This window comes from Paenibacillus ottowii (assembly GCF_050516475.1).
GTDB classification, from domain to species: domain Bacteria; phylum Bacillota; class Bacilli; order Paenibacillales; family Paenibacillaceae; genus Paenibacillus; species Paenibacillus ottowii.
This window is the reverse complement of the sequence record NZ_CP191577.1, coordinates 3,038,073-3,061,424: the sequence shown is the minus strand read 5'-3', so window position 1 is coordinate 3,061,424 and position 23,352 is coordinate 3,038,073. Positions and strand designations below refer to the sequence as shown.

The following is a 23,352-nucleotide window of genomic DNA, read 5'->3' as shown; positions in this document are numbered from 1 at the left end:
TTTTTGAAATGAACTTTATAAAGCAAAATACAATACTACTTTTAATCATGTTAATTGCCCTGCTTCTGAATGGATGTTCCGAAAAATCTACGAATGAGAAGCAGCAGGCAGTTGCCCCCACCAAACCAAGCACTCAAGTGATAGGGTCAAAATCTGTGACTGAGCCAGAGTCTGCTGCTCAAAAACAAGATCGAAATAGCAATAATGTAAATCCGAAAAATAAAAGAAATGGAAATTACGTCGCAGATTCTAACACATTAGATCAGTTTATAAAGAAAATCCAACCACAGAATGAGTATCTTCAGAAAATATTAAAAGCAGACTTAGACCTTGATGGAAAGGTGGAATACGTGCTTGCTTTTGGATTAGAAAAAGGGGTGATTGACAACGTATTTGTAGTCCGGGAGGATGCTGGCTATCACATCATTGGTAAATTAGAGGACCCAATTGTAGTTGCACATCTTAATACAGATATGAAGATCATGAAGCTGGGTCAAACAGAACAAAAGTTTATCGTAGTATATTCCACTAGCGAAGTGAGTGAGACAGAAGGTTTCTCTATTTTTGCTTTGGATCATAATCGAATTAACAATCTGAATTACAATTATCCAGAAGCAACAGGGCAAGGAAGCAGGAAGCTAGAGGACATTAATAAAGATGGTGTTTTTGAGGATGTGAGTTATTACCGTTTTCAGGATACTCAGCAACATACGATAATAACATATCAAAAATTCGACAGCACCGGACCCGAAAAAACAAAAGTCCTATATGAAAATAAGAATAAAAAATTTGTATACCCTACGGTTCCTAAAGATATTCTCCAAAATTATTTGGAGGATCATTATCTTATGAATCGCTTCTTGATACACTTGCCTGAAATGGCGGAATTCACTGCGTTGTCAGCAAGCCCGAAAAATCATTTTGAAGATATCATTGATTTTTCCGCTATGGACTATACGGGATTAGATCTGAACATAAAAGAGATTGCTAATGAGGCTAATCAGCGGATCTTTTTAGTAAGAAGTAATTCAAGTGAAGAGAAAAAAGATAAGGGACTTCTATTTACATTAGAAAAGCAATCAGGCAAGTGGAAGATTATGAGTATAGAAATGAACGATAAATTGTAGAAAGTGTGATATCCAGCATGAATTACTTGAAGTACTGCCGAACTTGTTGCGTCCTGTTACTACTCATTTCCTGTGTAGCGCTGAATGGGTGCATAAAGGAACAGGATTCTCCAGCAACTGAAACAAATCATGCGCTTTCTCTCCAAAATGACGATAAAACAATTTCCTATTCGAAAAAGCTGGATACGTTAGTGAAAAAACTTCATATAGTCAACGATGAAAATAAGGATTCTGATACCAGACAGAATAAGCTTGAGGAGTTCACACAGGAACTTAATTCGTTGTTAAACGATCCTGAAAGTGTAGAGATGAAGGATGAAGAATTAGTAGAAAAGTTCGAGAATAATCTCACTATTTTAACAAAATCGTTTCCGTTAAAAAGCGGGCAGCTCAGCGTTAGGGTTATGAATTATAGAGCACCTAAAACGGTGACAGGTACGATTGGAGATAAATACACATTTATTCAGTGGTGGAGTACGAAGCAACTTGTACATGCTCAGATGATTGAGGATGGCGGGCCAGAATTGACTATAGACTTTGTGGTTCGGGATTCAGACAAGGGAATACAGCTGTTGTTAGGGGGATATGTTTCAATATACCATCCAGATCCCGTATTTGTTGCGTTGTGGGAATTCTCCGGAGAAAAATGGACACAGAAAGAATTAGTAACAGATAAGAAAAAGCTTCCGGATGCGTGGGAATTGAACGAGGATACAGATGAGTTTATTTTAGAGAATCGACAACATGATAGCATGAGTATCGGAGTTTTAGACCACGGCGATGGTTTCTTAATAAACAGTGATGATTCTGAACAAAACCTTATCATTGAGTTCTCCAAAAGTGGAGAAGTCCGTATTGATTCCGAATATAGCACTGCCTTGAATACTTATAGTGAACGGCAAAGTTATGAACTCATTCAAAAGGAATATTCAAAAAATGGGATCGTGATTAAATACCCTCAAATTACAAAACTCAAGAATATTGCAAAGCAGAAATCTTTAAACCAAATTCTTAAGGCTGATGCTTTAGAAGGATTACAAAAATATGCAGATTCCAATGCCGGAGTCCATGTCGAAATTGATTATGAGATCAAACGACAAAGTGAACGATTCTTGAGTGTTCAATATACGGGTATTCATTATATGAAAGACGTAGCCTATCCTACTCATATGTTTTATACAACGAACCTGGATATGAAGCAGGTTTCAAGAATAAGATTGAGAGATCTGATAAAAGTCGAGAAACCTTTTATTGAGCTTATAAAAAGCGGAAAGATTACAGCTGTTCAGCCGGAGCAACAAGGGTTAATTGGTGATTTCACAAAAGATGATTTGATTCAATTGTTAACAAATGCGGATGTAACCAAAGGTTCGCTTGCGGAAGTAGAAATGGAATCGTTTAGTTATTTCACAAATGATTCATTGGGGATGAGTGTGCCTATGGCACATGTGGTAGGGGACCATGCGGAGTATGAAATTCCTTTGGCACAAATTCCAGAGAATATTAGGCAGAACGAGGAACTATGGAGTGAGCTAAGTTCTGTTGAGGATCAGTCTGTTTCCACAGTTGGCGGTGAAAAGTTGAATACCGACCAATATGAAATTGAAGAGTCGCAGTCTTTTCAAACCACTTTCGAAGGCTTTGGGAAAGTACGGTTTGTATCGACTCAAGCAAAGAAAGATGAAATCCCCAAAAACTACTTTTTTCTATTAGATGACCAGGAGCGAGTTGTATATTCATTTCCAGATATGTATGGAAATGAATGGTGGTATGCTGATGAGGGCATAGAAGCGGTAGCCTTTAGGGATGTAAATAAGGATGGTTTAAAAGACATTATCATTATTGCTTATTATGAAACGGGCACTGGACCAGATGGTGCAAAACCATTCCCTATAGCGGACATTTATTTTCAGAAAAAAAATAAAACTTTTACCACAATTCCTGCATTAGATGAGGCTCTTAACGATCAGGGACATAATCCAACCATTAAAGATGTCATTCAATACGTAAGCAAACAACGGATAAACGTAAACTAACCGACATAGAGGAGCGGTAACATGGGATATCCAATCATCAAGTATAATGGAACAGTTTTATCTCTTAAAAATCCGAAAGTTAAAGTTGTACAGAAAATGAATGAGCCTAGCATAGCTCTATCCTATACAATCCAGCTGGATGAAGTGCTGCCTCATAGACAATTGCTTCAAAATGTAAAGATGGAGCTGCAAGAATTGCTTGAACATGTGTTCAAATCCTATCCAGAGTCAATTGTACAAGCCGCTTAAAAAGTCAGCTTTTACAGGACTTTACGATGCAATTCGAAAGGCGAATATCCCTTTATTTATGTAAATCAGCCTATCACCCAAAGTGAAAAACGTTAAATAAGTCAGGCAACGAGTGAATAAGGCTCCTTAGGAGCCTTATTTGTTCATCTGCGCAATTTTCTCCTAACATACAGTTACAAAGACCTACTCCGCCTAAGCTATGTACTATGACCAGAATTACTGAATCCAATGACTTTATACTTATTTTTCCTCTCGGCTATATCACTCGTAAATAGGATGCACTATAATTATACTACTTCTTAATTTGGGAAAATTTAGACGTTAACATTTATAATAGTCCTTCTCAGGAAGAAGGGGTCTTATATTTGGGAACTTCGCTATCGATAAACCAATCTGGCCCAGAGACGTCGATTACTTCTTTGGTTTTATAACTATAGTAGATGGTAATTTTACTGTCTTCGTGACCCTTGATGTACCCATACAGATATATTCTAGAGTGGACAGCAGGATCATCTACAACATAATCCTTTAATATGAAATCGGCATTATAGTGTTCTTTAATGAACTCCACACCGATAGGGGTGGCAACGTCTACTAATTCTTTTTTATCTTTGTCCGACAAGCTGGAACAACCTCCTAAATACATAACAATTAAAATAAGCGCCAGAATCAGTGGGATTTTTCTATTCAAGTTACAATTCTCCTTTTCTGGTAATCACCTTTTTTCATAACTCTATAATATATTTTCACAATAGACAAGGTGGGAATAACTTGACCTACATTAACGACAAAACATATTGGACCATTGCAGATAAAGTGTATGACCGGGATTTGACTGCTAAAGATTCTAAAAGCAGAATTCTTCCTGACTGGAAGATTGTTGAACCTGAAGGAGCTATGCTACATGACACAAACGGTTCTGGATTCGATGCGACTGTGTTCCATAACGAAAAAACCAATCAGGTGATCATCGGTTATAGGGGAACAGAACCTCCGGATCGGCCCAAGTGGAGCGTAGCGATGGACTGGGGAACGGATTTCAGCGATGTTGTCGGAGGACGCGCAAAAACGTTGGAAGAAGTCCATCATTATTATGAAAATAATAAGGCAGAGGTGGCTAAACTCCCACCACAAGTACAAAGTGCATTTCTTCAATATGAGGAAAAGTACCAGAATAATCAATTCACACAAGCCCAAAATCTATATGATGCCGTAAAAAAGGAATACCCCTCTGCTGAAATATCTACCACAGGCCATTCTCTGGGAGGAGCGGAGGCAGAATATGTGGCGGTACGGAACGGGCTGTCTTCGGTCAGTTATAATGCACCAAGCATTGTCCATCTTTTATCGGATGATCTTCAAAAGAAGGTGGAAAACGGCGATTTTCAAAAGACGAATGTTGCCTATGTCAATCCGAAGGATACCATCGGTTCAGGGGTTAAAGATGCAAAACCACATGTGGGTACAACCTACTTTATAAATAAGGATTATAAGACCGCAAACGAAGCCAAAATCACTGTTCCTGTTTCATTACCAGTCGAAAGAGAAAATAAATGGGCCAACTTTTTTTTGGGACCCAAATGGACTCCCATTGTTTATGTCCCAATTACGTTGCCTATGATGCAGCAAGATGCAATTACCAAGTTCTATAATTCGGTATTGGGTGAAGCGACGCATAGCATGGATCATTTCACATTTGATGAAAACGGCAATATCAGCAATCCGCTGTACACCATGGACGGACAGTTGGTAGAAGGTAATCCGCGGGTGGAGGCGTACGAGCAGATGCTGGCTGCGCAGGCAGAGCTCAAGCAAGTCATGGGCGATTTGGTCGAACGCTACGGTGGACAATGGGGTGCCCTTGGACAGTTTGCTGCTCATGGGCTAGGTGTGAATTTGATGGGAGCAGGCCAACAAAATGGCCGCGTACATGGTGGGGCTTATTTTGTGGGCAACAAAAATGGGGGCACAATTCAATTAACACCCGAGGAGCTAAAGCATGCGGCTAATCAGATGCGCTCTAGCTTGCATGGATTTTCTAGTGATACCCGAGCGTCCATTCAGTTATTTCAGGCTCATATCGGAACAAGTGAGAGTCAGTCCTTGACCCCGCTTGCGCATAGTGCAACGGCGACACTGGATCGAATTAATCGCTGGTATCAGGAATCGATTACAGAAATAGCCGAGTATATTGATCGCAAGGGCCAGGAATTTACGATGGCCGATCAATAATAAGAGCAGCTGGAAGAACACAACGGGAGGCGAAAGAGATGAGCAGAATATCTTTGAGCCTGGGGGATCTGCGGAGGGCTGTACAGCAGTGCGAGCAGCTAAAGCAAAGACTTCAGCATCAGGAGCAGCAGATGAAAAACATATATGGTCGTCTGCAAGACTGGCGAGGCGAATCGGCTGCTGAATTAACACGTAAAATGGAGGCGTTTCTCCAAGGAACCACTGTACGCTTACAAGAATTGGACGATCATAAAGAGCAGTTGAAGCGTTATATTCGCAAAATGGAAGAAGCTGATCGGCGTGAGGAGAGACGCAAACGGGCAGCACAATGGTGACAGGCATATATCATAGCTAACTTTATGCTGCTGTGGCCAGCTACATAACTTAAATGAACCGTACAACCGCCAGGAGAGTTCTGCGGGGTACGGTTTAATGTGTTTACATTAAACCTACATATTATAGTAGAAAAAATATATAGTAGAGAAAATTATCTCCCCCGAAATGGCAATGATAGCATCCTTCGGGGCTGCAGTTTGAGGTTGCTGAATATTTTGGAGCATTGTTGTACGGTCTACAGTTAATGTAAGTTTAATCTGATCAATGGTAATAGTGATTTGTTTCCTTTCGTTGTTATCGGCTCTTTGGTAGGATGGATCTAAACCGGGATTTTTGAGATCAGTGAGTATAAAAATGCCGCAAAGCTACAAACTTCGACATATTGTTCGTTTTTTCGCGACATATGTTATTGAATTAGGGATTTTTGTTTGCTATTTATCATATATTTATGTATAATCTATCGTGTTAAAAGATTGATTGTACGTAATATGCTGATGAGGGTGGGTTCATGACGCTGCTCGACAGTAACGAAAGCAAAAAGCGGATGTGCCAGATTTACAATGAAGTTTCAAAGGAACTGTTCGGCTTCGGGACCACGCTGTTGCGGGCCACCGTTGAGAACAACATTGTTACCTTTGTAGCGAAGCACCGGCGTTCTCCACGCTCGGCGGCATTGGAAGTGGAAGCCCCTGGCTTGAAGCTGGAAGTGGATTTCCGAATGTCCATGCTGTATAAGAAGAGACTTCGCGAGAAGCTGATTGAGGATATGGAGCTCGATATAGAAGCTTTACTGCGCGACTATGATTCAGCAACGCAGTGGGCCATTACGAACATCATACTGAAAGAATCCTAATAAAATTGGATATTCGGCTTTTCGCTTCGGATCTATCTGAGGGGAGAACCTGTTATAACGCACAGCGGGATCAACTTATTCTTTGTTTACGAAGAAAAGTATTCTTGTTTTACAAGAGTACTTTTCTTTTTTGTGTCATAAGGTGTGCATAATAAAAAATAGGGGGAGTTTCATATGAAAAAGTGGTTTAAAGGATTTATGGCTGTGACCTTGGCATCTGTGGTACTGGCAGGTTGCGGCAGCAATGCTACTGGTGGTCAGACAGCTGGAAAAGATGGCTCAGCTGATGGGAAAAAGAAACTGGTTATTTCTACATGGGGCTTCTCCGAGGACTTCTTTAATAAAGAAGTGTACGAGCCATTTGAAAAGGCACATAACGTTGATATTGTTGTAGAAATCGGAAATAATGCGGAACGGTTGAACAAAATCAGCCAAGGCAGCACGGACGTCGATCTGATCTATCTGTCTGATTATTATGCCCAACAGGGAATTCAACAAGGGTTATTTGAGAAATTGGATCGCAGTAAGGTGCCGAACCTGAACCAAATTTACGATATTGCCAAAGCACCGCTGGGTGAGGAATATGGCCCTGCTTATACAGTCGGACGTCTCGGTATTGCCTATAATCCGGAGCTGGTGAAAAAGAACGTGACCTCCTGGGCCGACCTGTGGGGTCCTGAATTCAAAGGAAATGTGACTCTGCCGAATATTACGGCAACTGCTGGACCGATGATGGTAGATGCGGCTTCCAAAGTAGCAGGTAGCAAGGAATTTAATGAAGACCAAGCCTTCGGAAAACTGAAAGAGCTGAGCCCAAATATCGTTAAGTTTTATAGTAAAACGTCCGAATTTGTGAACATGTTTAGTCAGCAGGAAATTGCAGGCGGTCCGATTATGGAAATGTATTTCAAAGATTTACAGGCTGCCGTGCCAGGGGCGAAATTCGTAGCTCCTAGTGAGGGTGCTTATGCAGTCATGAACACGATTAATGTAGTCAAAGGGTCAGACCAAAAGGAGCTGGCTGAGGAATTTATCAACTGGCAGCTGAGCAAGGAAGTTCAAGAAAAATCCGCCAAGGCAAAGGTTGATTCTCCAGTGAACACGCAGGTAGTACTATCCGGTGCGGATACTCAAGGAATTACGTACGGTGCAGATGTAGTGAACAAGCTGAACAAGTTGGATATGAAATTCGTTAATGATCATATCAAGGCATGGACAGATCGCTGGAACCGGGAAGTTACACAATAATGAAAAAGGTCATATTAGATGTAGATACAGGCATTGATGATGCGTTGGGTATTTTACTTGCGGCCAAAAGTGGTCAGCTGGATATCCAGGCGATTACTACGGTATGCGGTAATGTTTCACTTAAACAAGCAACATTAAATACTTGCAAAATCCTCAACCTGCTGGATAGACCGGATATCCCGGTCTACCCGGGGGCAGAGGCTCCATTAATACGTAAAGGATTGCACGAGCACCGTGTTCATGGAGAAGACGGTATTGGAGGCGCATTGAATGGAGTAATCCCAGCCATCTCTGCATCCGAAGGTTTTGCACCGGATATCATCATTGATACCGTGATGGCTCATCCTGGAGAAGTGACGCTCATTTGCACCGGGCCGCTCACCAATCTGGCGTTGGCGCTGCTTAAGCGTCCTGATCTGACGGATCACGTCCATGAGGTTATTTTTATGGGCGGTGTTATTCGCGGGTGCGGCAATATTACGCCTGTAGCGGAGTACAACATGTATGCTGATCCTGAAGCCGCACGGATCGTATTTCACGCGGGGTTTGGCCGATTGATACAGGTCGGTCTGGATGTAACGCGCAAGGCGCTGCTGACTGCCGATCATATTGCTCGTCTGACCCGTCCAGAGATTCGCGATTATGTAGCTGAAAGTACGGCTGTTTATACCAAGCGTTATGAAGAACGGAACGGAGTAAAAGCGTGTGCGCTTCATGATCCGCTTGCCGTAGGGGTCGCGCTGAATTCGAGATTAGTAGATACCTCGCTGTTATATGTCGATGTGGAAACCTCCAGTCGCATATGTGACGGACAAACGGTAGGCGATGTGCAGAACCGCCTCAATCATAGTCCTAATATGAATGTGTGCGAACAGGTGGACAGCGAAGCTTTTCTGGAGCTGTTTATCCAGGTGCTGAACAAGGAATAACATTTTGATAACCGCAAGGAGCTACCCATGAAGAAAACATACTTGTATTGGCTGCTGCTGCCAGGTCTGCTCTTTCTGGCGGTGTTCATGGTCATTCCGATTGTGTTGACGATCGGTTCGACCTTCGTACAGAACAGCTCATTCACCTTAGAAGGCTATCTCCATTTCTTCAAGGACCCTTATTTTCTGAAAATATTGCTGACTACGCTGGAGGTCAGTGTCGTAACGACCCTCGTATGCGTATTGCTCGGTTTTCCGACGGCTTATTATATTTCGCAAAAGGCCCCGCGTCGTAAAGGGATTTTGCTCGCGCTGGCTATCTTTCCCTTGTTGACGAGTCCTGTAGTCCGGTCATTCAGCTGGATGGTCATTTTGGGTCGCAAGGGGTTATTAAACAACGTGTTAATCAGCTTAGGACTCGTGGATGAGCCGCTGAATATTTTGTACACTCCGGCAGCGATGATTATTGGTCTAGTTCATTTGTTTTTACCGCTGATGATTATTTCACTGATTGGTGTGCTTGAAAATATCGACGGTGATCTTGTCCATGCTGCTCAGAGTCTTGGAGCCTCCAAATTCAGCGCATTCCGTAAAATTGTATTCCCGCTGTCTGTTCCAGGTCTGATCATTGGAAGCATTCTTGTTTTCGTGGGCAGCCTGACAGCATATACGACCCCAGCATTGCTGGGAGGAAAACAGCGGGTTATCGCCACATTTTTGTATCAAAATGCAATGACGCTTAACGATTGGTTTTTAGCTTCTGTTATCGCAACAATTATGATTGCTATTACATTTATCGTGGTCGGTCTCTTAAATAAGGCGGCCCATAAACTCAATCCGAAGGGGTAGGTGGATATGCGGGAGAAACATTATGGACTAGGCTTCTTTAGCCTGCTGGTCTTCATCTTTCTGCTCGGTCCGCTGTTGATCATATCGGTCACTTCTTTCGAGCCGGGCACGGTATTAAAATTTCCTCCGCAGGGCTTTTCCTTGCGCTGGTATGAAAATATTTTTGAAGTAGATTTGTTTATGTCCACGTTTAAAACGTCGATTGTCGTCTCTCTGCTGGGCAATATCTTGGCGCTGCTCATCGGTATGCCAGCCGCTTATGCGCTTAGCCGGTTTTCGTTTCGCGGAAAGGATGCACTGAATGCCTTGTTCCTTTCCCCGTTGCTTATACCAGGTATTGTGCTTGGTTTTACACTGCTGCGCTATCTGATCATTGTGTATCATTTGCCAGTATACGCTGGACTTTTGATCGGACATACGGTGATTATGTTGCCGTTCATTATAAGGGTCATTGCATCCAGCTTGTCTAACTTTGATTTTGCGATTGAGGAGGCAGCGCTTAGTCTGGGAGCTGGACGGTTGGAGACCTTTTTCAAGGTGGTCCTACCCAACATCCGCTCAGGTATTATTGCGGCTATCCTGATTGCCTTTCTGGAATCATTCAACAATGTCGACATTTCCGTCTTCATGACAGGACCGGGCTTCAGCACCCTGCCTATTCAAATGCTGACTTACGTCGAAAATTATTTTGATCCGACGATTGCAGCGATTTCGGTTATGCTGATGATTTTAACGGGTATCCTGATGTTCTTGATTGAACGACTGATGGGATTGTCTTACTTCACTAAAAGGTAATGGAGGCTTCAACCTTATGGCACTGCTTACTCTGGATCGCGTTTCGGTCGCTTATGACAATCAACTGATCTTGCAGGATTTCGATTTGCAGCTCGAACGAGGGCAATTGCTCTCGTTGCTCGGACCGAGTGGTTGTGGCAAAACGACTACGCTTCGTCTTATTGCAGGATTTCTCGAAGCTAAACAGGGAACATTTTTGTTTGGTGATAAGGATTATACCCGGGTTCCAGTGAACAAACGGAACTTCGGTTTTGTATTTCAAAGTTATGCGCTTTTCCCGCATTTGTCGGTTTTTGATAATGTCGCCTTTGGTTTGCGGTTGCGTAAAGTAAAAGAAGATGATGTAAAACGACGCGTTATGACTATGCTGGATACGGTTAGCTTGGGGGGATTCGAAAAGCGTTTCCCCGGCGAATTATCTGGCGGGCAGCGTCAACGTGTCGCGATTGCGCGAGCGCTTGTAATTGAGCCTGATCTGCTGTTGTTTGATGAACCTCTGAGTAACTTGGATGCTAACCTGCGTGTGAATATGCGCGTAGAAATCCGCCGTATTCAACAGGAGCTGGGCATCACCACCGTGTATGTATCGCACGATCAGGAGGAATGTTTTTCGATTTCTGACCAGGTTGCGATTATGAATAAGGGGAACATCGAGCAATTAGATGCTCCATCGACCATTTTTAAATATCCGACGACCGAATTTGTTGCCCGTTTTATTGGGTTTAATAATTTTCTAAGCTTTGACGAGCGTACGGAAGAAGGAGAACGTATTCGACTGAATACAGGCGACCTTTCGTTCAGTGTAGTGCGTAATCAGGGCACAGTCCAAGCGGGTGCTCGCCAAGGGGCTATTCGCCCGGATGATTTGGTCATTCGAACAGAAGGCAACGAGACAGGGGAAAATGAGCTTCCCGGTATTATTAAGGTAAGTACTTACCTGGGACGTAGCTATCAGTATGTGGTAGAGACGGCGAAGGGGAACTTTACGGCTAATCAGGAAATGGATACGCCTTACTTGAGTGGTCAACGGGTTACCTTGCATTTTCCGGCAGATAAAATGGTGCTGGTCCAATAATCAGCGGGTTCGATGAAGGAGATACATCATGCGTGCAGACAAAATGATTTTACAAGTTAAGGTGTACAACAGTTACTACAAGACGTTCGAGGAAGGCAATGTGGCTATACTTGACGGCAAGTTTATGTATATCGGTCAGCGTGGTCTGGAATCTTTTGAGGCTGCTGAAATTGTCGAAGGGCACGGGAAATATATGATTCCGGGCCTGATCGACATCCATTTGCATATCGAAAGCACAATGGTGACCCCAGCAACCTTTTCCTATGGACTTATTCGCAATGGGGTCACGACCATTGTACCGGAACCGCATGAAATGGCGAATGTGTTCGGATTGGAAGGCATTCAGGAAATGATGGAGGCCAGCAAAGACTGCGTGGCTGATATGTTTTACGGGATTCCTAGCTCTGTTCCGGCAACACCTTTGGAAACCTCAGGGGGCGAGATTGATATCCCCGAAATTGATGCTTTGTTGCAGACGGGTGAGATGATCTGCCTGGGTGAAATTATGAACTATGTGGATGTCATTCGTGATCCGGAAAGCAAGACGAACCGCATCTTGCGCCATGTTCGTGAGCACTACCCGGAACTGATCATTGAAGGCCATACGCCGCAGCTGCTTGATCTGGATCTGCATCAGTTGATCTATGCAGGAATAGGCTCAGACCATACCCACCAGAGTATTGAAGGTATGAAGGCAAGGATGGCCGCCGGGATGTTTATTGAAATCCAGGAAAAATCCATGACTCCTGAGGTAATGGACTATCTCATTCAGGAGGAAGTGGCACAACATTTTTGCTTCGTAACGGATGATGTAATGCCGGATTCCTTCGTAGAGCGAGGACATCTAAACCATATTGTAAGTAAAGCGATCGGAATGGGTATGAAGCCTGAGGATGCGATTTATGCAGCTACATTTACTCCTGCCGCACGGATGCGCATGCATGACCGCGGGACAATCGCGCCAGGGAAAATAGCCGACTTTGTACTGTTATCGGATCTGGAGCAGTTTGAGGTAGAGCAGGTCTATAAGGATGGTCATAAGGTATTTGATAAATTTGAGGAGTACCATCAGGCACAGGTAAAATGCCGCTTCCCCGAACACTTTTATCAAAGTGTAAAGCTCAATCCGCTTACAGAGCAGGATTTTTCGGTAAAGCTGGATGTAGCTGATGGCACACATCAATGCCGTATTATGATGGTCAAGGATGGGTCTACTTTTACAAGCGAACGAATCGCACCTGCCCAAGTAGAGCAGGGTGAACTGGTGTGGGAACATGGTGAACATGGACTTATTGCTACGTTCGAGCGGTATGGCAAGAATGGCAACCGTGCTTACGGTTTGATCGGCGGAGATACGATTAAACGCGGGGCAGTGGCCACCACCTATTCGCACGATAATCATAACCTGTTGGTCGTGGGGCATAACAAGCAAGATATGATATTGGCCGCGAATACGGTTCTATCCAGCCAAGGGGGCTTTTGCGTAGTTGAAAATGGCAAGGTGCTGTCCCATTTACCGTTAACGGTTGGTGGAATTTTGACAGAGGGACCGTTGGAAATGGTGGCTGCCCATGTGAAGGAACTGCGTTCAGCCTTGCTGTCGCTGGGGTATCGCCATTACAATCCGATCATGTCGCTGAGTACTCATTCTTTGCCAGTTAGCCCGGCTTTGAAAATTACCGATCACGGCTTGATTGATGTAAACGCAGGCAAGGTTGTATCCTTGATTGTGAACCCTTCGGAAATACAAGAGTAATAGAAGAGCCATCCCTCTGTGGGGTGACTCTTTTTTGTTGTGGTTAGACCATTGAGTTCAGCTCCGATTGGTATAGAGCATTGCCTGACAATCAATTCATGCAATCTTCATAATTTAACCATAATAAAGCCTTGCAAAACAGATAGATAGTGTTATAATTAAAACAGGATTTAGATTAAGTCTAAATTAATTGCTAAATATTTTTTAGGTTCACGCATGGGATTTGGAAGAAAATCAGACACTACGGCTAGCGAGTATCCAAGCATCACTCCAACTATATTATGAATAATAACGAGAGGGGATTTTACACATGAGTACATTAAATCATACGAACGCACCTACACAAGAGGCTATTCAAGAACTGCACAAGGCTTTGAACCGTCACGTGGCCACCTGGTCTGTACTGTACACGAAGCTGCATTATTTTCATTGGTATGTGAAAGGACCTAATTTCTTCACACTGCATGCCAAATTCGAGGAGCTTTATAATGAAGCAACAGCTAATCTGGATACCATTGCAGAGCGCTTGTTGGCGATCGGTGGTCGCCCTGCTGCAACCCTGAAAGAGCATTTGCAACTGTCAGCTATTCAGGAGTCCGCAGGCGAGCAGACAGCTAATGATATGGTGAAGTCCGTTATAGCCGATTTTAAAACAATTACTGTTGAACTGGCGAATGGTATGGAAGCAGCAGAAGCAGCACAGGATAAAGCAACAGAGGATCTTTTGAATGGCTTGAGAGAAGAGGTCGATAAACATATCTGGATGCTTACTGCATATTTGGGATAAGAGTATTTGGGATTGATTTCCACGGATATGGAGATCAGGTGAACAAGATATACATCCCGTTGGTTCCAGCCTGCTACTGGAGTATAATGACGAAGAAGCATGGAAGCCACAGGCTCATGAGCAAGTGAGCTACCGGGATGGGGTGTAGTTATGGAAGTGAAACAACAGCTTTTGCAAGAAGCAGAGCAGTTTATATATACATGTTATGAGGAGCTGGGTCGAAGCCGCAATGATGCGGAAGCCCGGCTCCTTGATATTCGTCATGACATAGAGACTACTGGAACGTACGATCATACTTACGAAGAGTTGAAGCATGGGGCACTTATGGCTTGGCGGAATAGTAATCGTTGTATCGGTCGCTTGTTTTGGGACAAGCTCTTAGTTAGGGATGCACGTGCAGCATCAGACGCGACGCAAGTCGTTCACGAGCTATTGGAGCATATCCGCATAGGGACGAACGGCGGTAAAATTAAGCCCACGCTTACTGTATTTCGCGCCTCTCAGCCAGGACAGCCGAATATTCGTATTTGGAACCATCAGCTTATTCGCTACGCTGGCTATGAAACGGATCAAGGGATCATCGGAGATCCAATATCAGTCGATTTTACCAATGCTTGTAGGGAAATGGGATGGCAAGGAGCGATGACTGCTTTCGATGTATTGCCACTGGTTGTCGAAGTGGGGGGGCAACCTCCTGAGCTCTTTGATATTCCTGAGCATTTGGTGATGGAGGTGCCTATTGAGCATCCGGAACTCTCAAGTATAACCTCTCTGGGATTACGTTGGTATGCTGTGCCTATGATTTCGGATATGACGCTGGAGATTGGCGGTATCGTCTATACAGCAGCTCCATTTAACGGCTGGTATATGGAAACAGAAATCGGGGCCCGTAATTTTGCGGATCCCTTCCGATATAACATGCTGCCACAAGTGGCAAAACTGATGGGGCTGGATACGACGAGCGAAACAACCCTATGGCGTGATCGGGCGCTGGTGGAGTTGAATATTGCTGTGCTGCATTCTTTTAAAAAGGCGGGGGTCAGCATGGTTGACCATCATACCGCAGCAGCACAATTCAAATTATTTGAGGAACGGGAAGCCGAGGCTGGCCGTGCGCTGACAGGTAATTGGACGTGGCTGATCCCACCATTATCCCCAGCAACCACGCATATTTTTCATAGTTCTTACGATAATCGGCTTGTGAAGCCGAATTTCGGAGTTCAGGAAAAGCCGTATATGACAAGACAGGCTCATACATCAATAGATTCAGCGCTGGCACAAAAGCCGCAAGGATGCCCTTTTCATTCTTCATAACCTAACGGGGGACTGATTGTTGCATCAGGACTCCGGTTTATCCCATACAACGATCAATAGGGTCGCGATCGGTCCTATCAGTAGTGAGAGCGCAAACCAGTTAATCCCGCTCCGATTTTTGGTCTGTGCCAAGCCGGCATTAATCAGGGCAAGCGTTCCCCAACCTATATAGTAATCTTCTGGCATGGTATTCTCCTTTGTAAAAAGGTATAATATCGTACTGTGTATTGTATGAGCACATTCATAAGTTCATAAGTCTTATCGTAAATATAACTTTATATATCTTGGTTTGAGGAGCGAAGCTAAGTTGGAGAGAGATCAGGCAGAGCGCATTGTCGCTGAGCTTTTGGAACGAGCTGCTATAGGCGTAACAGTCAAGCTGGAGAAACGTTTTCCTGGTGGACGGCTGATTGGGGGCAAATATGCCATGCATGCTCACACCATTACCATGTATACGGATGTTATTGAAACACAATGCTTACAGATGTTCGGCAGCGCGGATCGAGTTGAGGAGTATTTTACGGTTGTGCTTGCGCATGAGATCGGGCACGCCGCCGATACTGAATTAGAGGGTCTCTCCGATGCGATGGAGCAAGAGAACAGAATCGGGACCCGGCAACGGCTGGCGCTGCAAATTGAGGAAAACGCATGGAACTATGCGCTTCGACTGGTGCCTGAAATAGAAGCAACGTTTATTTCTGCCGTAATAGACGAGTCACTGCTTGCCTATCGAGTCCCGGTTATGGAGCAGTCTGACATTGCATAATATGAATGATCCCAGAGCCGTCAGGCTCTTTTTTATTATTTAGAACAAACGAGATGGACAGAATAATTTAAAGAAGCAGCTTTTTAAGCTGTGACACGCGCCCTTGAGACAATTCCAGCATTTCAGCTAAGTCTTTTTGGGATACATTAGGGTGCTCCTCCATGAGCTGCTTTAGTTTATTCAGGAGCTCATTCTGGTTTCTGTAGCTCCTTCTTTTCTTCGGCTGGGCAGGGTGTTCTTCACTCAAATGGCTGGAAGGATTGTCGCTCTTCAGGTTTTCAATACAACTCTTGCAGATCAGATGGTCTCTGAAATAGCTTAAATGGTCTACGGCACCACAAAAATAACAAGAAACCCCCGTATACTTGCGAATCATCAGTCCCTCTGGTGTAATAAAAAAATCGAGGGCATCTCCAATATTAATATTCATAGATGTGCGCAGTTCTTTGGGTAGCACAATGCGTCCCAAATGGTCTAATGGTCGTGTCATTCCTGTGTTCTTCATCATTTTTCCCCTTTCTTGGAATGCGCTTATGGTTGCAAGAAATGTATGTTATGTATGCTGGAAGTACAAAGCGCTTATATTACAGTTTGTTTTGGTATAGCTATGCTAAAACAAAGCTCCGGCATGACGAACAGTTACGTCTGCCGGAGCCTGATACAGCCAATGGATCTAAGATGTCATGTCGAATTACTGCGGGTTGGTTGTCCAAATACCGGCTACTTTTAATTGAACTCGTGGGGGCAACTTCAATGCAGCTAAGGTCAGGTCGGCCAAATCCTGCGGCTGAAGCATGCGATCCTCGTCACCAATAGGCAATCCCGCGTTTGCCGCCAACTCTGTATTGACCGTGCTTGGTGTCAGCGCAGTGACACGAATGTTGGATTTGCGAACTTCCTGCATCAGTGCTTCCGTGAAGCCCATCAAAGCAAATTTGGATGCGCAATAGGCCGAGCCTGTTGGAAACCCTCGTTCCCCTGCTGTGGAGGAAATGTTAATAATGTTTCCGCTCTGTTGCGCCAGCATGCTCGGAAGAGCAGCGTGTGTAACATAATAGGTTCCCATCAAGTTTACACGTATAATACGTTCCCACTCTTCGGGGTCCATATCTGCGACTGTGCCGAAGGTAGCGATGCCAGCATTGTTGATCAAAATATCAACGGCACCCAGCTCGTGCTCCAGTGAAGCTACAGCGGCAGCAGCCTGTGCTCGATCCGATATATCCGCAACAGCACTCACCACTTTTACGCCGTATGTGCTCCCCAGTGAATCCTGCAGCTTTTGCAGGTCGCTCAATGTGCGAGAGATTAACCCCAGATTAACGCCTTCCTTGGCCAAGGTTTCGGCAATTGCCTTACCGATTCCTTTGCTGGCTCCTGTAATAATGGCTGTCTTATTCTTAAGTTCCATCCAGTCTCCTCCTTATTAAATATAATGTAGTTGTGCATCTGAGCACATGGTTTCATTATACTAGGTTGAACTCCTCGAACCAAACTTCGACCCGGTGAGGCATCATGTAACCGTCCTCTATTTGGAAATATAGATATCGCCTGAAGTGGTTTCGACCTTGATCACGTTCACGGCGCCGGGGACAGATTCGGGCGTATTTATGTTTCCAGAGTCAGAGTGAACATTATAGACACCTTTAAAATCGGGAGCCTGCTTAATATTTACGTCACCGGAATCAGAATTCACCTCTAGGTTGGATGCGGTGCTTTGTGTAATATTAGAATCGCCTGAGGTTAGGGAAAGATGGCCGTTACCGCTATAATCGCGGAGAGTGACATCTCCTGAAGTAAGCTTTAGCTCCATATCTGTTGTAAGCTGATTGGCTATAAAGTTGCCAGATGTTAGATTTGCGAGCAGATGGGAACTCCGGAGGTTTGTGATTTCGGCAGTACCTGAAGTAGCAGCAATAGAAGTATTCTTCACAGAGGCATTTTGAAGCTTTACATTTCCTGAATGTGCATCTATCTGAAGATCAGCTAGGGTTTCCCCAGAAGGCATCTCTACTGTAATCGTTTGATCCAAATCAGGAGTGACCGAAAAGAATGACAAGGAAGGGGCCGGCTCCGATTGAATGGTAAGCTTACCGTTCTCAATTTGGGCATTATGAATTTGGTTGGCGACTTTTGTCTGAACTTCTCCACTAATGCGTATTGTACCTTGGTCACCAGAGCCCGGAGTAAACAAAATAGAGACATCATCAGAACTGTCCACTATCAGGTTTTGTAGCTGACCACGTGTAAATGTCCATTCTTTGTTAATCTTCATGACTTGTTGATTCCATGGAGCACCGTAGGCCACCATGCCGGCTGTACCGATGACAATGCACAGGCCTGCTGCAATAAACCACTTTTTATTCATGCTGTTAGTAAGCTCCCCTCAGGGTAATCTGATTCCATTTCCAGTATCGAACTGTGCCTTTTACCATAAGGAGTAGGAGATAACGTACTCCAGGCAGCAGCAATAGCCCCATACCCGTTAACGTGATGGAGAAAAAGAATTTAGTCGGGTAAAAGGTACTGTTAAGCACGTAATCCATGACGGCGAGAAGAGGGGCTGCAACGAAAGTGACCGCTACTGTGGTCAGTGAAGCCCATACCACCCATAGGGTAGCCATCATCGGGATGGAGATCAACAAATTAAGCAACAGCAGTCCTAAGAAGGTAAAAAGATTGCGTGCGAAGCTACCTTGGCGAAGTGGAGGAGAAACGTTCCAGTCTACATTGGTAACTTCTTTCAATGCTTCTTGAGCAATATCCTCTGGGTTACCTAGCTGATGAGCAATCTCGGTTTCGCTTTGTCCATTGACCAAGCCGTAGTCAAAATGCTGGCTTAAATCACTAAGCAGTTCACGGCGTGCCTCTGTAGGGAGAGGAGAAAGACGCTGCTCCACCTCTGTAAGAAACTGTTTTCTATTCATCAGAATGTCCTTCCTTCAGTAGGCTTGTGACATGATGGACAAAATCATTCCATTCCCGTGTCAGCATTCTTGTATAATGGCTACCAGTATCGGTCAGCCGATAATATTTACGGGGCGGGCCCTCGGTCGATTCCTGTAAATACGTTGTGCAGTATCCTTCGGATACCAGACGGCGGAGCAGTGGGTATAGGGCTCCTTCTGCTACTTCAATATGACGAGAGACGGCTTGAGCCAACTCGTAGCCATAGCGGTCTCTACGTCCAATTAGAACTAGAACGCATAGTTCCAGTACCCCTTTTTTGAATTGGATGTTCACATTCACGAGCGATGCTCCCTTCCTGATGTAATCATAATTCATAGGTGTCGTTCGGAATAAGGGGAAGAAACGTGTGTTTGTGCATAATTTGTCACGGGTACTAATTATAGAACAATAGACAGGTATAATTTAACATCATGTACTGATTAATGCAAGGTACTAAATTTTTAATAATAAAACTTTGAGTCCAAATGGGCTGATTTTCTTTCTTGAAGGCTTACATGGATAGCGAATCTTGTAGAATAAAGCAGTATTATTTGGAAATTCCTCGATTTCTAACTGGGTCCACTAACCGGATGTTGCTTTAATTTCACTCATTAAAATGATAAATTGTATAGGATTCAATAGAGTTAAAGATTACCTATGACAAAGAGGTGGATAAAGGATGGACTGGAAACACTGGTACAGAGAACTGGAACAGGATGATGAGGCTTGGGATGTGTCGGAGGAGGTTGTACTACGTGGTATGGTACATCTTGATTTTTGCGGGCAGCCATCGGAGGTAGAAGTCGAATTTATCGTGGGAGCTGACTCTGAAGAACATGCACAGGCTATAGAAGAACCTACGGGGCTTCAGAAAAAGACATGGGAGAAGTATATGGCATGCTCGTCAGCCATTCATCCTCAAGTGTTGGAGTCCATACACCATTATTATGTAGGCATCGTGGAAAAGTATCGGAAGGCATACAGCTCATGGGGAGAGGACCCTAATGAGTATGCGCCTTATATGGAGCGACCAGAGCAATTGCTGGATCGAATACAGGCCGTATCTATATTGATTTCCGACTCATCGGAACAGGATGAACTATATTTGAATTTTAGCTGTTCCTGGGATCGAGAGCATGGCTTAGGCGTACACCTGAAACAGATGAAAATCAATCGTATTCAAGGTGCATATACATTATATGACTTGGAATAAATCCCTCTTCTGGTCTTGAGTATAAAGACCGGAAGAGGGAAGAGGATATGGTTAACAGAACAGGATGGCGTGAATAGATACAAAAAGAATACTAGTTGGATACAGACAGCGTGGCCCGGGCTGTTTGAGCGGCCTGTACCATTTGCCGCAATGCGGCAACAGACTCTTCTTTGGTGCGGGTTTTCAGACCACAGTCTGGATTAACCCAGAACAAATCCGACGGCAGCACACGCAAGGCGCGCTGGATCATGCTTAGCATTTCTGATACATCAGGAATGCGCGGACTGTGAATATCGTATACACCCAGACCGATGCCCTTGTCGTAAATCTGATCCTCAAAGCTAACAATCAGTTCTCCGTGGCTACGAGAGGTTTCGATAGAAATCACGTCAGCATCCATGTCTGAAATGGACTGGATCATATCCTGGAATTCGGAATAGCACATGTGTGTATGGATTTGGGTCGCAGGCTGAGCGGTGGCCGTGGTCACAAGGAAGGCTTGAACCGCCCAATCCAGATAGGCTTGCTGTTGTTCTTTTTTCAACGGAAGCCCTTCGCGAATTGCGGGTTCATCCACCTGAATCATGCGGATGCCCGCTTGTTCGAGCGCCTCTACCTCGGCCCGTAATGCCAGAGCCAACTGCAAAGCAACTTGCCTGCGTGGAATATCATTGCGTTCGAAGGACCAGTTTAGAATGGTCACAGGACCTGTAAGCATTCCTTTAACCGGCTTGGAGGTTAACGATTGGGCAAATGCCGTCTCCTCCACGGTCATAGGTTGATCGAACGACACATCTCCGTAAATAATTGGCGGTTTGACACAGCGGGAGCCGTAGGATTGCACCCATCCGTTCTGTGTAAAAGCAAAGCCCTTGAGCTTTTCGCCAAAAAACTCCACCATGTCAGTCCGCTCAAATTCCCCATGTACAAGCACATCAATGCCAATGTCCTCTTGAATATCAATCCATTCCTTGATCTGCTGTTGGATAAACGTCCGATATTGCTCGGCAGACCATTCACCTTTGCGATAGTGCAGACGGGCCTTGCGGATCTCGGCCGTTTGCGGGAAGCTGCCGATGGTCGTCGTAGGCAGTGGGGGCAGCTTCAGCTTGTTTTGCTGAATTACACGGCGCTCGGCGAAAGGAACGCTGCGTGACAGAGGCTCTTTTGCCAGCAGGTCGGCCAGATCGGCAGCTGTCTGTACCCTTGCCGCTGAGCTGTTGAAGCGGGCTACCGCCTCTGCACTTTGCTCAAGCTTGGCAAGTGCAGAGGAATCGTGCTGTGCAAGTGCAGCCGTCAAGAACGCGATTTCCTCCAGCTTTTCATCAGCAAAGGCTAGTGCATGCACCAGCTCTCGGTCCAGCTTGTGCTCTGCATCCAGACTGACCGGTACATGCAGCAAACTGCACGATGGCTGTACGATAAGCTGTGTGGCCGGGATCTGTTCTGCTAACTGGCTCAACAGTGCAGCCACGGCATTCAGGTCGCTGCGCCATATATTGCGACCGTCAATGACACCAGCACCCAGCGTTTTGCCTTTGGGGAAGCCATGCCGTGATATATGCTGAAGATTTTCACCATCATCGTATACAAAATCAAGACCCAGCCCTTGTACCGGAAGTTTAGTCAGACGCTCATAATGATCCAGGCTGCCAAAGTAGGTTTGCAGCATGATGTTCAAGGAGGGTGCAGCTTGGCTCAAAGCTTCATAGACCTCCTGAATTATTTCCAGATCCTCTACCGGGAATGAGGTGGTCAGGACAGGTTCATCGATTTGAACCCATTGGACGCCTTCTGCGGCTAGTTCCGACAGAACTTGGGCGTATAAAGGCAGGAAGGTTCGTATAATAGCGCCTAGATCCTTACGGTCATAGCCTTTGGATAAAACAACAAATGAATAGGGACCGATAAGAACCGGTTTACCGTTAATGCCTAACTCTTGCTTTGCTTCACGATAAGCCTGTAAGGGTTTATTTTCAGTCAGCACTGGAGCCGCGTCTGCCAATTCGGGAACGATATAGTGGTAATTCGTATTCATCCACTTGGTCATTTCACTGGCGGTAGCCCCTTTTTGCCCACGTGCGATCCCGAAATATACGGACAGAGGAACCGGACCTGCGGTACGATAATTGAACCGTTTGGGTACGAGACCGAACATCACGGATGTATCCAGCATGTGATCGTAATAGGAGAAGTCTCCGACAGGAATGAGATCAATGCCTTTATCACGTTGTTTGCTTAGATGCTCCAGACGCAATCTCTTCATCTCACGATGCAGTTCGCTTTCGTCAATACTGCCCTGCCAGAAGCGTTCCAGTGCTTTCTTCCATTCCCGATTCCCACCGATACGCGGATAACCCAGATTACTGCTAATTAAACCGGACAATGAAGGCTGTTCATTAATAGACATGCATTATTCCTCCTAACGGGTAGCCAGCTTATTTTTACGTACCAAAAAAGGCATTCTGTCCCCTAAAGCTAAAAATAAGTAAGGGAAAGAATGCCTCCGCGATTAAAATTCAAAAATACGGCGACTGCTCTTAACACCTCCCTATCTTCCGTAGGTACTGCGATGTTGTTAAAATAGGCAGGTCTCCTGACTTACGGATCATGACGTTCAGCATCCCTTCCCGGTCTGTGGACCAGTGGGTGTTAATCAGCTGAACATTCCCCGTTTACAGTGGCGGGACCGTCCCGGATTTGCACCGGCTTCCCTTTTAAGTCTGAGCTGGATTAGAACAGACACCTATTTCCAAGCTATGCGATTAGGTATGACGAATATTTATGCACCTCGTATACTTGTTCACCATCATAAGTGAAACTCACAGGATGTGCAAT

General features: G+C 44.7%; 24 protein-coding genes and 1 riboswitch. Of the genes, 16 read left to right on the top strand and 8 right to left on the bottom strand.

Annotation, left to right across the window (positions count from 1 at the left end; translation table 11 throughout):
• The first annotated feature begins 8 nt into the window (after positions 1–8).
• From ACQQ6X_RS14230 to ACQQ6X_RS14220, 3 genes are read left to right on the top strand one after another with little or no spacing between them, the layout of a single operon-like run.
• Positions 9–1,127: a hypothetical protein gene (locus ACQQ6X_RS14230; RefSeq protein ID WP_305165862.1), complete on the top strand. Its 1,119-nt coding sequence runs from the start codon at positions 9–11 to the stop codon at positions 1,125–1,127.
• 17 nt (positions 1,128–1,144) lie between these two features.
• The gene (locus ACQQ6X_RS14225; protein ID WP_326401188.1) at positions 1,145–3,163 is read left to right on the top strand and encodes a DUF4163 domain-containing protein; all 2,019 of its coding nucleotides are present in this window, start codon (positions 1,145–1,147) and stop codon (positions 3,161–3,163) included.
• A 21-nt stretch (positions 3,164–3,184) separates the two neighbouring features.
• Positions 3,185–3,412 (top strand): hypothetical protein, encoded by a 228-nt coding sequence (locus tag ACQQ6X_RS14220; RefSeq protein WP_305165860.1) that lies wholly within the window; start codon positions 3,185–3,187, stop codon positions 3,410–3,412.
• Positions 3,413–3,755: 343 nt separating this feature from the next.
• On the opposite strand, the gene ACQQ6X_RS14215 is transcribed toward ACQQ6X_RS14220, so the two are convergent.
• Positions 3,756–4,103, bottom strand: a complete 348-nt coding sequence (locus ACQQ6X_RS14215) for a hypothetical protein (RefSeq protein WP_305165859.1) — start codon at positions 4,101–4,103, stop codon at positions 3,756–3,758.
• Positions 4,104–4,183: 80 nt separating this feature from the next.
• Here ACQQ6X_RS14215 and ACQQ6X_RS14210 point away from each other — a divergent pair, with 80 nt between their 5' ends.
• From ACQQ6X_RS14210 to ACQQ6X_RS14160, 11 genes are all read left to right on the top strand, one after another.
• Positions 4,184–5,644, top strand: coding sequence for a lipase family protein (locus ACQQ6X_RS14210; protein WP_305165858.1), 1,461 nt, complete (start codon positions 4,184–4,186; stop codon positions 5,642–5,644).
• A 38-nt stretch (positions 5,645–5,682) separates the two neighbouring features.
• Positions 5,683–5,979 carry a WXG100 family type VII secretion target gene (locus tag ACQQ6X_RS14205; protein ID WP_063207044.1) on the top strand — a complete coding sequence of 99 codons (297 nt, stop codon included), beginning with the start codon at positions 5,683–5,685 and terminating at the stop codon, positions 5,977–5,979.
• Positions 5,980–6,488: 509 nt separating this feature from the next.
• A complete protein-coding gene (locus ACQQ6X_RS14200) occupies positions 6,489–6,833 on the top strand; it encodes a hypothetical protein (RefSeq protein ID WP_013373571.1) in 345 nt (114 codons plus the stop codon).
• 174 nt (positions 6,834–7,007) lie between these two features.
• Complete coding sequence (locus tag ACQQ6X_RS14195; protein ID WP_149034642.1) at positions 7,008–8,081, top strand: ABC transporter substrate-binding protein; 1,074 nt, start codon at positions 7,008–7,010, stop codon at positions 8,079–8,081.
• Positions 8,081–9,010 carry a nucleoside hydrolase gene (locus ACQQ6X_RS14190; RefSeq protein ID WP_305165857.1) on the top strand — a complete coding sequence of 310 codons (930 nt, stop codon included), beginning with the start codon at positions 8,081–8,083 and terminating at the stop codon, positions 9,008–9,010. Before ACQQ6X_RS14195 ends, ACQQ6X_RS14190 begins: the two co-directional genes overlap by 1 nt.
• A gap of 27 nt (positions 9,011–9,037) precedes the next feature.
• Positions 9,038–9,859 carry an ABC transporter permease gene (locus tag ACQQ6X_RS14185; protein ID WP_305165856.1) on the top strand — a complete coding sequence of 274 codons (822 nt, stop codon included), beginning with the start codon at positions 9,038–9,040 and terminating at the stop codon, positions 9,857–9,859.
• Positions 9,860–9,865: 6 nt separating this feature from the next.
• Positions 9,866–10,654, top strand: a complete 789-nt coding sequence (locus tag ACQQ6X_RS14180) for an ABC transporter permease (protein WP_013312456.1) — start codon at positions 9,866–9,868, stop codon at positions 10,652–10,654.
• Between the two features lie 16 nt (positions 10,655–10,670).
• Positions 10,671–11,729 (top strand): ABC transporter ATP-binding protein, encoded by a 1,059-nt coding sequence (locus ACQQ6X_RS14175; RefSeq protein ID WP_305165855.1) that lies wholly within the window; start codon positions 10,671–10,673, stop codon positions 11,727–11,729.
• A 28-nt stretch (positions 11,730–11,757) separates the two neighbouring features.
• Positions 11,758–13,485, top strand: coding sequence for an adenine deaminase C-terminal domain-containing protein (locus ACQQ6X_RS14170; RefSeq protein ID WP_305165854.1), 1,728 nt, complete (start codon positions 11,758–11,760; stop codon positions 13,483–13,485).
• Positions 13,486–13,795: 310 nt separating this feature from the next.
• Positions 13,796–14,272: a Dps family protein gene (locus ACQQ6X_RS14165; protein WP_305165853.1), complete on the top strand. Its 477-nt coding sequence runs from the start codon at positions 13,796–13,798 to the stop codon at positions 14,270–14,272.
• A 150-nt stretch (positions 14,273–14,422) separates the two neighbouring features.
• Positions 14,423–15,586, top strand: coding sequence for a nitric oxide synthase oxygenase (locus tag ACQQ6X_RS14160; protein WP_305165852.1), 1,164 nt, complete (start codon positions 14,423–14,425; stop codon positions 15,584–15,586).
• 24 nt (positions 15,587–15,610) lie between these two features.
• Here ACQQ6X_RS14160 and ACQQ6X_RS14155 read toward each other — a convergent pair whose 3' ends face one another.
• Positions 15,611–15,772: a hypothetical protein gene (locus ACQQ6X_RS14155; protein ID WP_167669717.1), complete on the bottom strand. Its 162-nt coding sequence runs from the start codon at positions 15,770–15,772 to the stop codon at positions 15,611–15,613.
• A gap of 121 nt (positions 15,773–15,893) precedes the next feature.
• Here ACQQ6X_RS14155 and ACQQ6X_RS14150 point away from each other — a divergent pair, with 121 nt between their 5' ends.
• Positions 15,894–16,352: a hypothetical protein gene (locus tag ACQQ6X_RS14150; protein ID WP_305165851.1), complete on the top strand. Its 459-nt coding sequence runs from the start codon at positions 15,894–15,896 to the stop codon at positions 16,350–16,352.
• Positions 16,353–16,419: 67 nt separating this feature from the next.
• On the opposite strand, the gene ACQQ6X_RS14145 is transcribed toward ACQQ6X_RS14150, so the two are convergent.
• From ACQQ6X_RS14145 to ACQQ6X_RS14125, 5 genes are all read right to left on the bottom strand, one after another.
• On the bottom strand, positions 16,420–16,857 hold the full coding sequence (locus tag ACQQ6X_RS14145) for an AbrB/MazE/SpoVT family DNA-binding domain-containing protein (RefSeq protein ID WP_063213749.1): 438 nt from the start codon (positions 16,855–16,857) through the stop codon (positions 16,420–16,422).
• A 186-nt stretch (positions 16,858–17,043) separates the two neighbouring features.
• The gene (locus tag ACQQ6X_RS14140) at positions 17,044–17,763 is read right to left on the bottom strand and encodes a 3-ketoacyl-ACP reductase (RefSeq protein ID WP_305165850.1); all 720 of its coding nucleotides are present in this window, start codon (positions 17,761–17,763) and stop codon (positions 17,044–17,046) included.
• Positions 17,764–17,880: 117 nt separating this feature from the next.
• Positions 17,881–18,720: a DUF4097 family beta strand repeat-containing protein gene (locus ACQQ6X_RS14135; protein WP_305165849.1), complete on the bottom strand. Its 840-nt coding sequence runs from the start codon at positions 18,718–18,720 to the stop codon at positions 17,881–17,883.
• Between the two features lie 4 nt (positions 18,721–18,724).
• A complete protein-coding gene (locus ACQQ6X_RS14130; RefSeq protein WP_305165848.1) occupies positions 18,725–19,279 on the bottom strand; it encodes a DUF1700 domain-containing protein in 555 nt (184 codons plus the stop codon).
• Positions 19,272–19,601: a PadR family transcriptional regulator gene (locus ACQQ6X_RS14125; RefSeq protein ID WP_149034633.1), complete on the bottom strand. Its 330-nt coding sequence runs from the start codon at positions 19,599–19,601 to the stop codon at positions 19,272–19,274. The genes ACQQ6X_RS14130 and ACQQ6X_RS14125 overlap by 8 nt, the downstream gene beginning before the upstream one ends.
• A gap of 379 nt (positions 19,602–19,980) precedes the next feature.
• On the opposite strand from ACQQ6X_RS14125, the gene ACQQ6X_RS14120 reads away from it, so the two are divergent.
• Positions 19,981–20,514, top strand: a complete 534-nt coding sequence (locus ACQQ6X_RS14120; protein ID WP_305165847.1) for a DUF6985 domain-containing protein — start codon at positions 19,981–19,983, stop codon at positions 20,512–20,514.
• Between the two features lie 91 nt (positions 20,515–20,605).
• Here the strand turns inward: ACQQ6X_RS14120 and metE are convergent, their stop codons facing one another.
• Positions 20,606–22,924 (bottom strand): 5-methyltetrahydropteroyltriglutamate--homocysteine S-methyltransferase, encoded by a 2,319-nt coding sequence (gene metE / locus ACQQ6X_RS14115; protein ID WP_305165846.1) that lies wholly within the window; start codon positions 22,922–22,924, stop codon positions 20,606–20,608.
• A 159-nt stretch (positions 22,925–23,083) separates the two neighbouring features.
• Positions 23,084–23,279, bottom strand: a riboswitch (cobalamin riboswitch).
• Between the last annotated feature and the right edge of the window lie 73 nt (positions 23,280–23,352).

Bases quoted from the DNA above. Each gene is read 5' to 3' on its own strand.
- ACQQ6X_RS14230 (WP_305165862.1), top strand. From the start codon at position 9: ATGAACTTTATAAAGCAAAATACAATACTACTTTTAATCATGTTAATT.
- ACQQ6X_RS14225 (WP_326401188.1), top strand. From the start codon at position 1,145: ATGAATTACTTGAAGTACTGCCGAACTTGTTGCGTCCTGTTACTACTC.
- ACQQ6X_RS14220 (WP_305165860.1), top strand. From the start codon at position 3,185: ATGGGATATCCAATCATCAAGTATAATGGAACAGTTTTATCTCTTAAA.
- ACQQ6X_RS14205 (WP_063207044.1), top strand. From the start codon at position 5,683: ATGAGCAGAATATCTTTGAGCCTGGGGGATCTGCGGAGGGCTGTACAG.
- ACQQ6X_RS14200 (WP_013373571.1), top strand. From the start codon at position 6,489: ATGACGCTGCTCGACAGTAACGAAAGCAAAAAGCGGATGTGCCAGATT.
- ACQQ6X_RS14195 (WP_149034642.1), top strand. From the start codon at position 7,008: ATGAAAAAGTGGTTTAAAGGATTTATGGCTGTGACCTTGGCATCTGTG.
- ACQQ6X_RS14190 (WP_305165857.1), top strand. From the start codon at position 8,081: ATGAAAAAGGTCATATTAGATGTAGATACAGGCATTGATGATGCGTTG.
- ACQQ6X_RS14185 (WP_305165856.1), top strand. From the start codon at position 9,038: ATGAAGAAAACATACTTGTATTGGCTGCTGCTGCCAGGTCTGCTCTTT.
- ACQQ6X_RS14180 (WP_013312456.1), top strand. From the start codon at position 9,866: ATGCGGGAGAAACATTATGGACTAGGCTTCTTTAGCCTGCTGGTCTTC.
- ACQQ6X_RS14175 (WP_305165855.1), top strand. From the start codon at position 10,671: ATGGCACTGCTTACTCTGGATCGCGTTTCGGTCGCTTATGACAATCAA.
- ACQQ6X_RS14170 (WP_305165854.1), top strand. From the start codon at position 11,758: ATGCGTGCAGACAAAATGATTTTACAAGTTAAGGTGTACAACAGTTAC.
- ACQQ6X_RS14165 (WP_305165853.1), top strand. From the start codon at position 13,796: ATGAGTACATTAAATCATACGAACGCACCTACACAAGAGGCTATTCAA.
- ACQQ6X_RS14160 (WP_305165852.1), top strand. From the start codon at position 14,423: ATGGAAGTGAAACAACAGCTTTTGCAAGAAGCAGAGCAGTTTATATAT.
- ACQQ6X_RS14155 (WP_167669717.1), bottom strand. From the start codon at position 15,772: ATGCCAGAAGATTACTATATAGGTTGGGGAACGCTTGCCCTGATTAAT.
- ACQQ6X_RS14145 (WP_063213749.1), bottom strand. From the start codon at position 16,857: ATGAAGAACACAGGAATGACACGACCATTAGACCATTTGGGACGCATT.
- ACQQ6X_RS14140 (WP_305165850.1), bottom strand. From the start codon at position 17,763: ATGGAACTTAAGAATAAGACAGCCATTATTACAGGAGCCAGCAAAGGA.
- ACQQ6X_RS14135 (WP_305165849.1), bottom strand. From the start codon at position 18,720: ATGAATAAAAAGTGGTTTATTGCAGCAGGCCTGTGCATTGTCATCGGT.
- ACQQ6X_RS14130 (WP_305165848.1), bottom strand. From the start codon at position 19,279: ATGAATAGAAAACAGTTTCTTACAGAGGTGGAGCAGCGTCTTTCTCCT.
- ACQQ6X_RS14120 (WP_305165847.1), top strand. From the start codon at position 19,981: ATGGACTGGAAACACTGGTACAGAGAACTGGAACAGGATGATGAGGCT.
- metE (WP_305165846.1), bottom strand. From the start codon at position 22,924: ATGTCTATTAATGAACAGCCTTCATTGTCCGGTTTAATTAGCAGTAAT.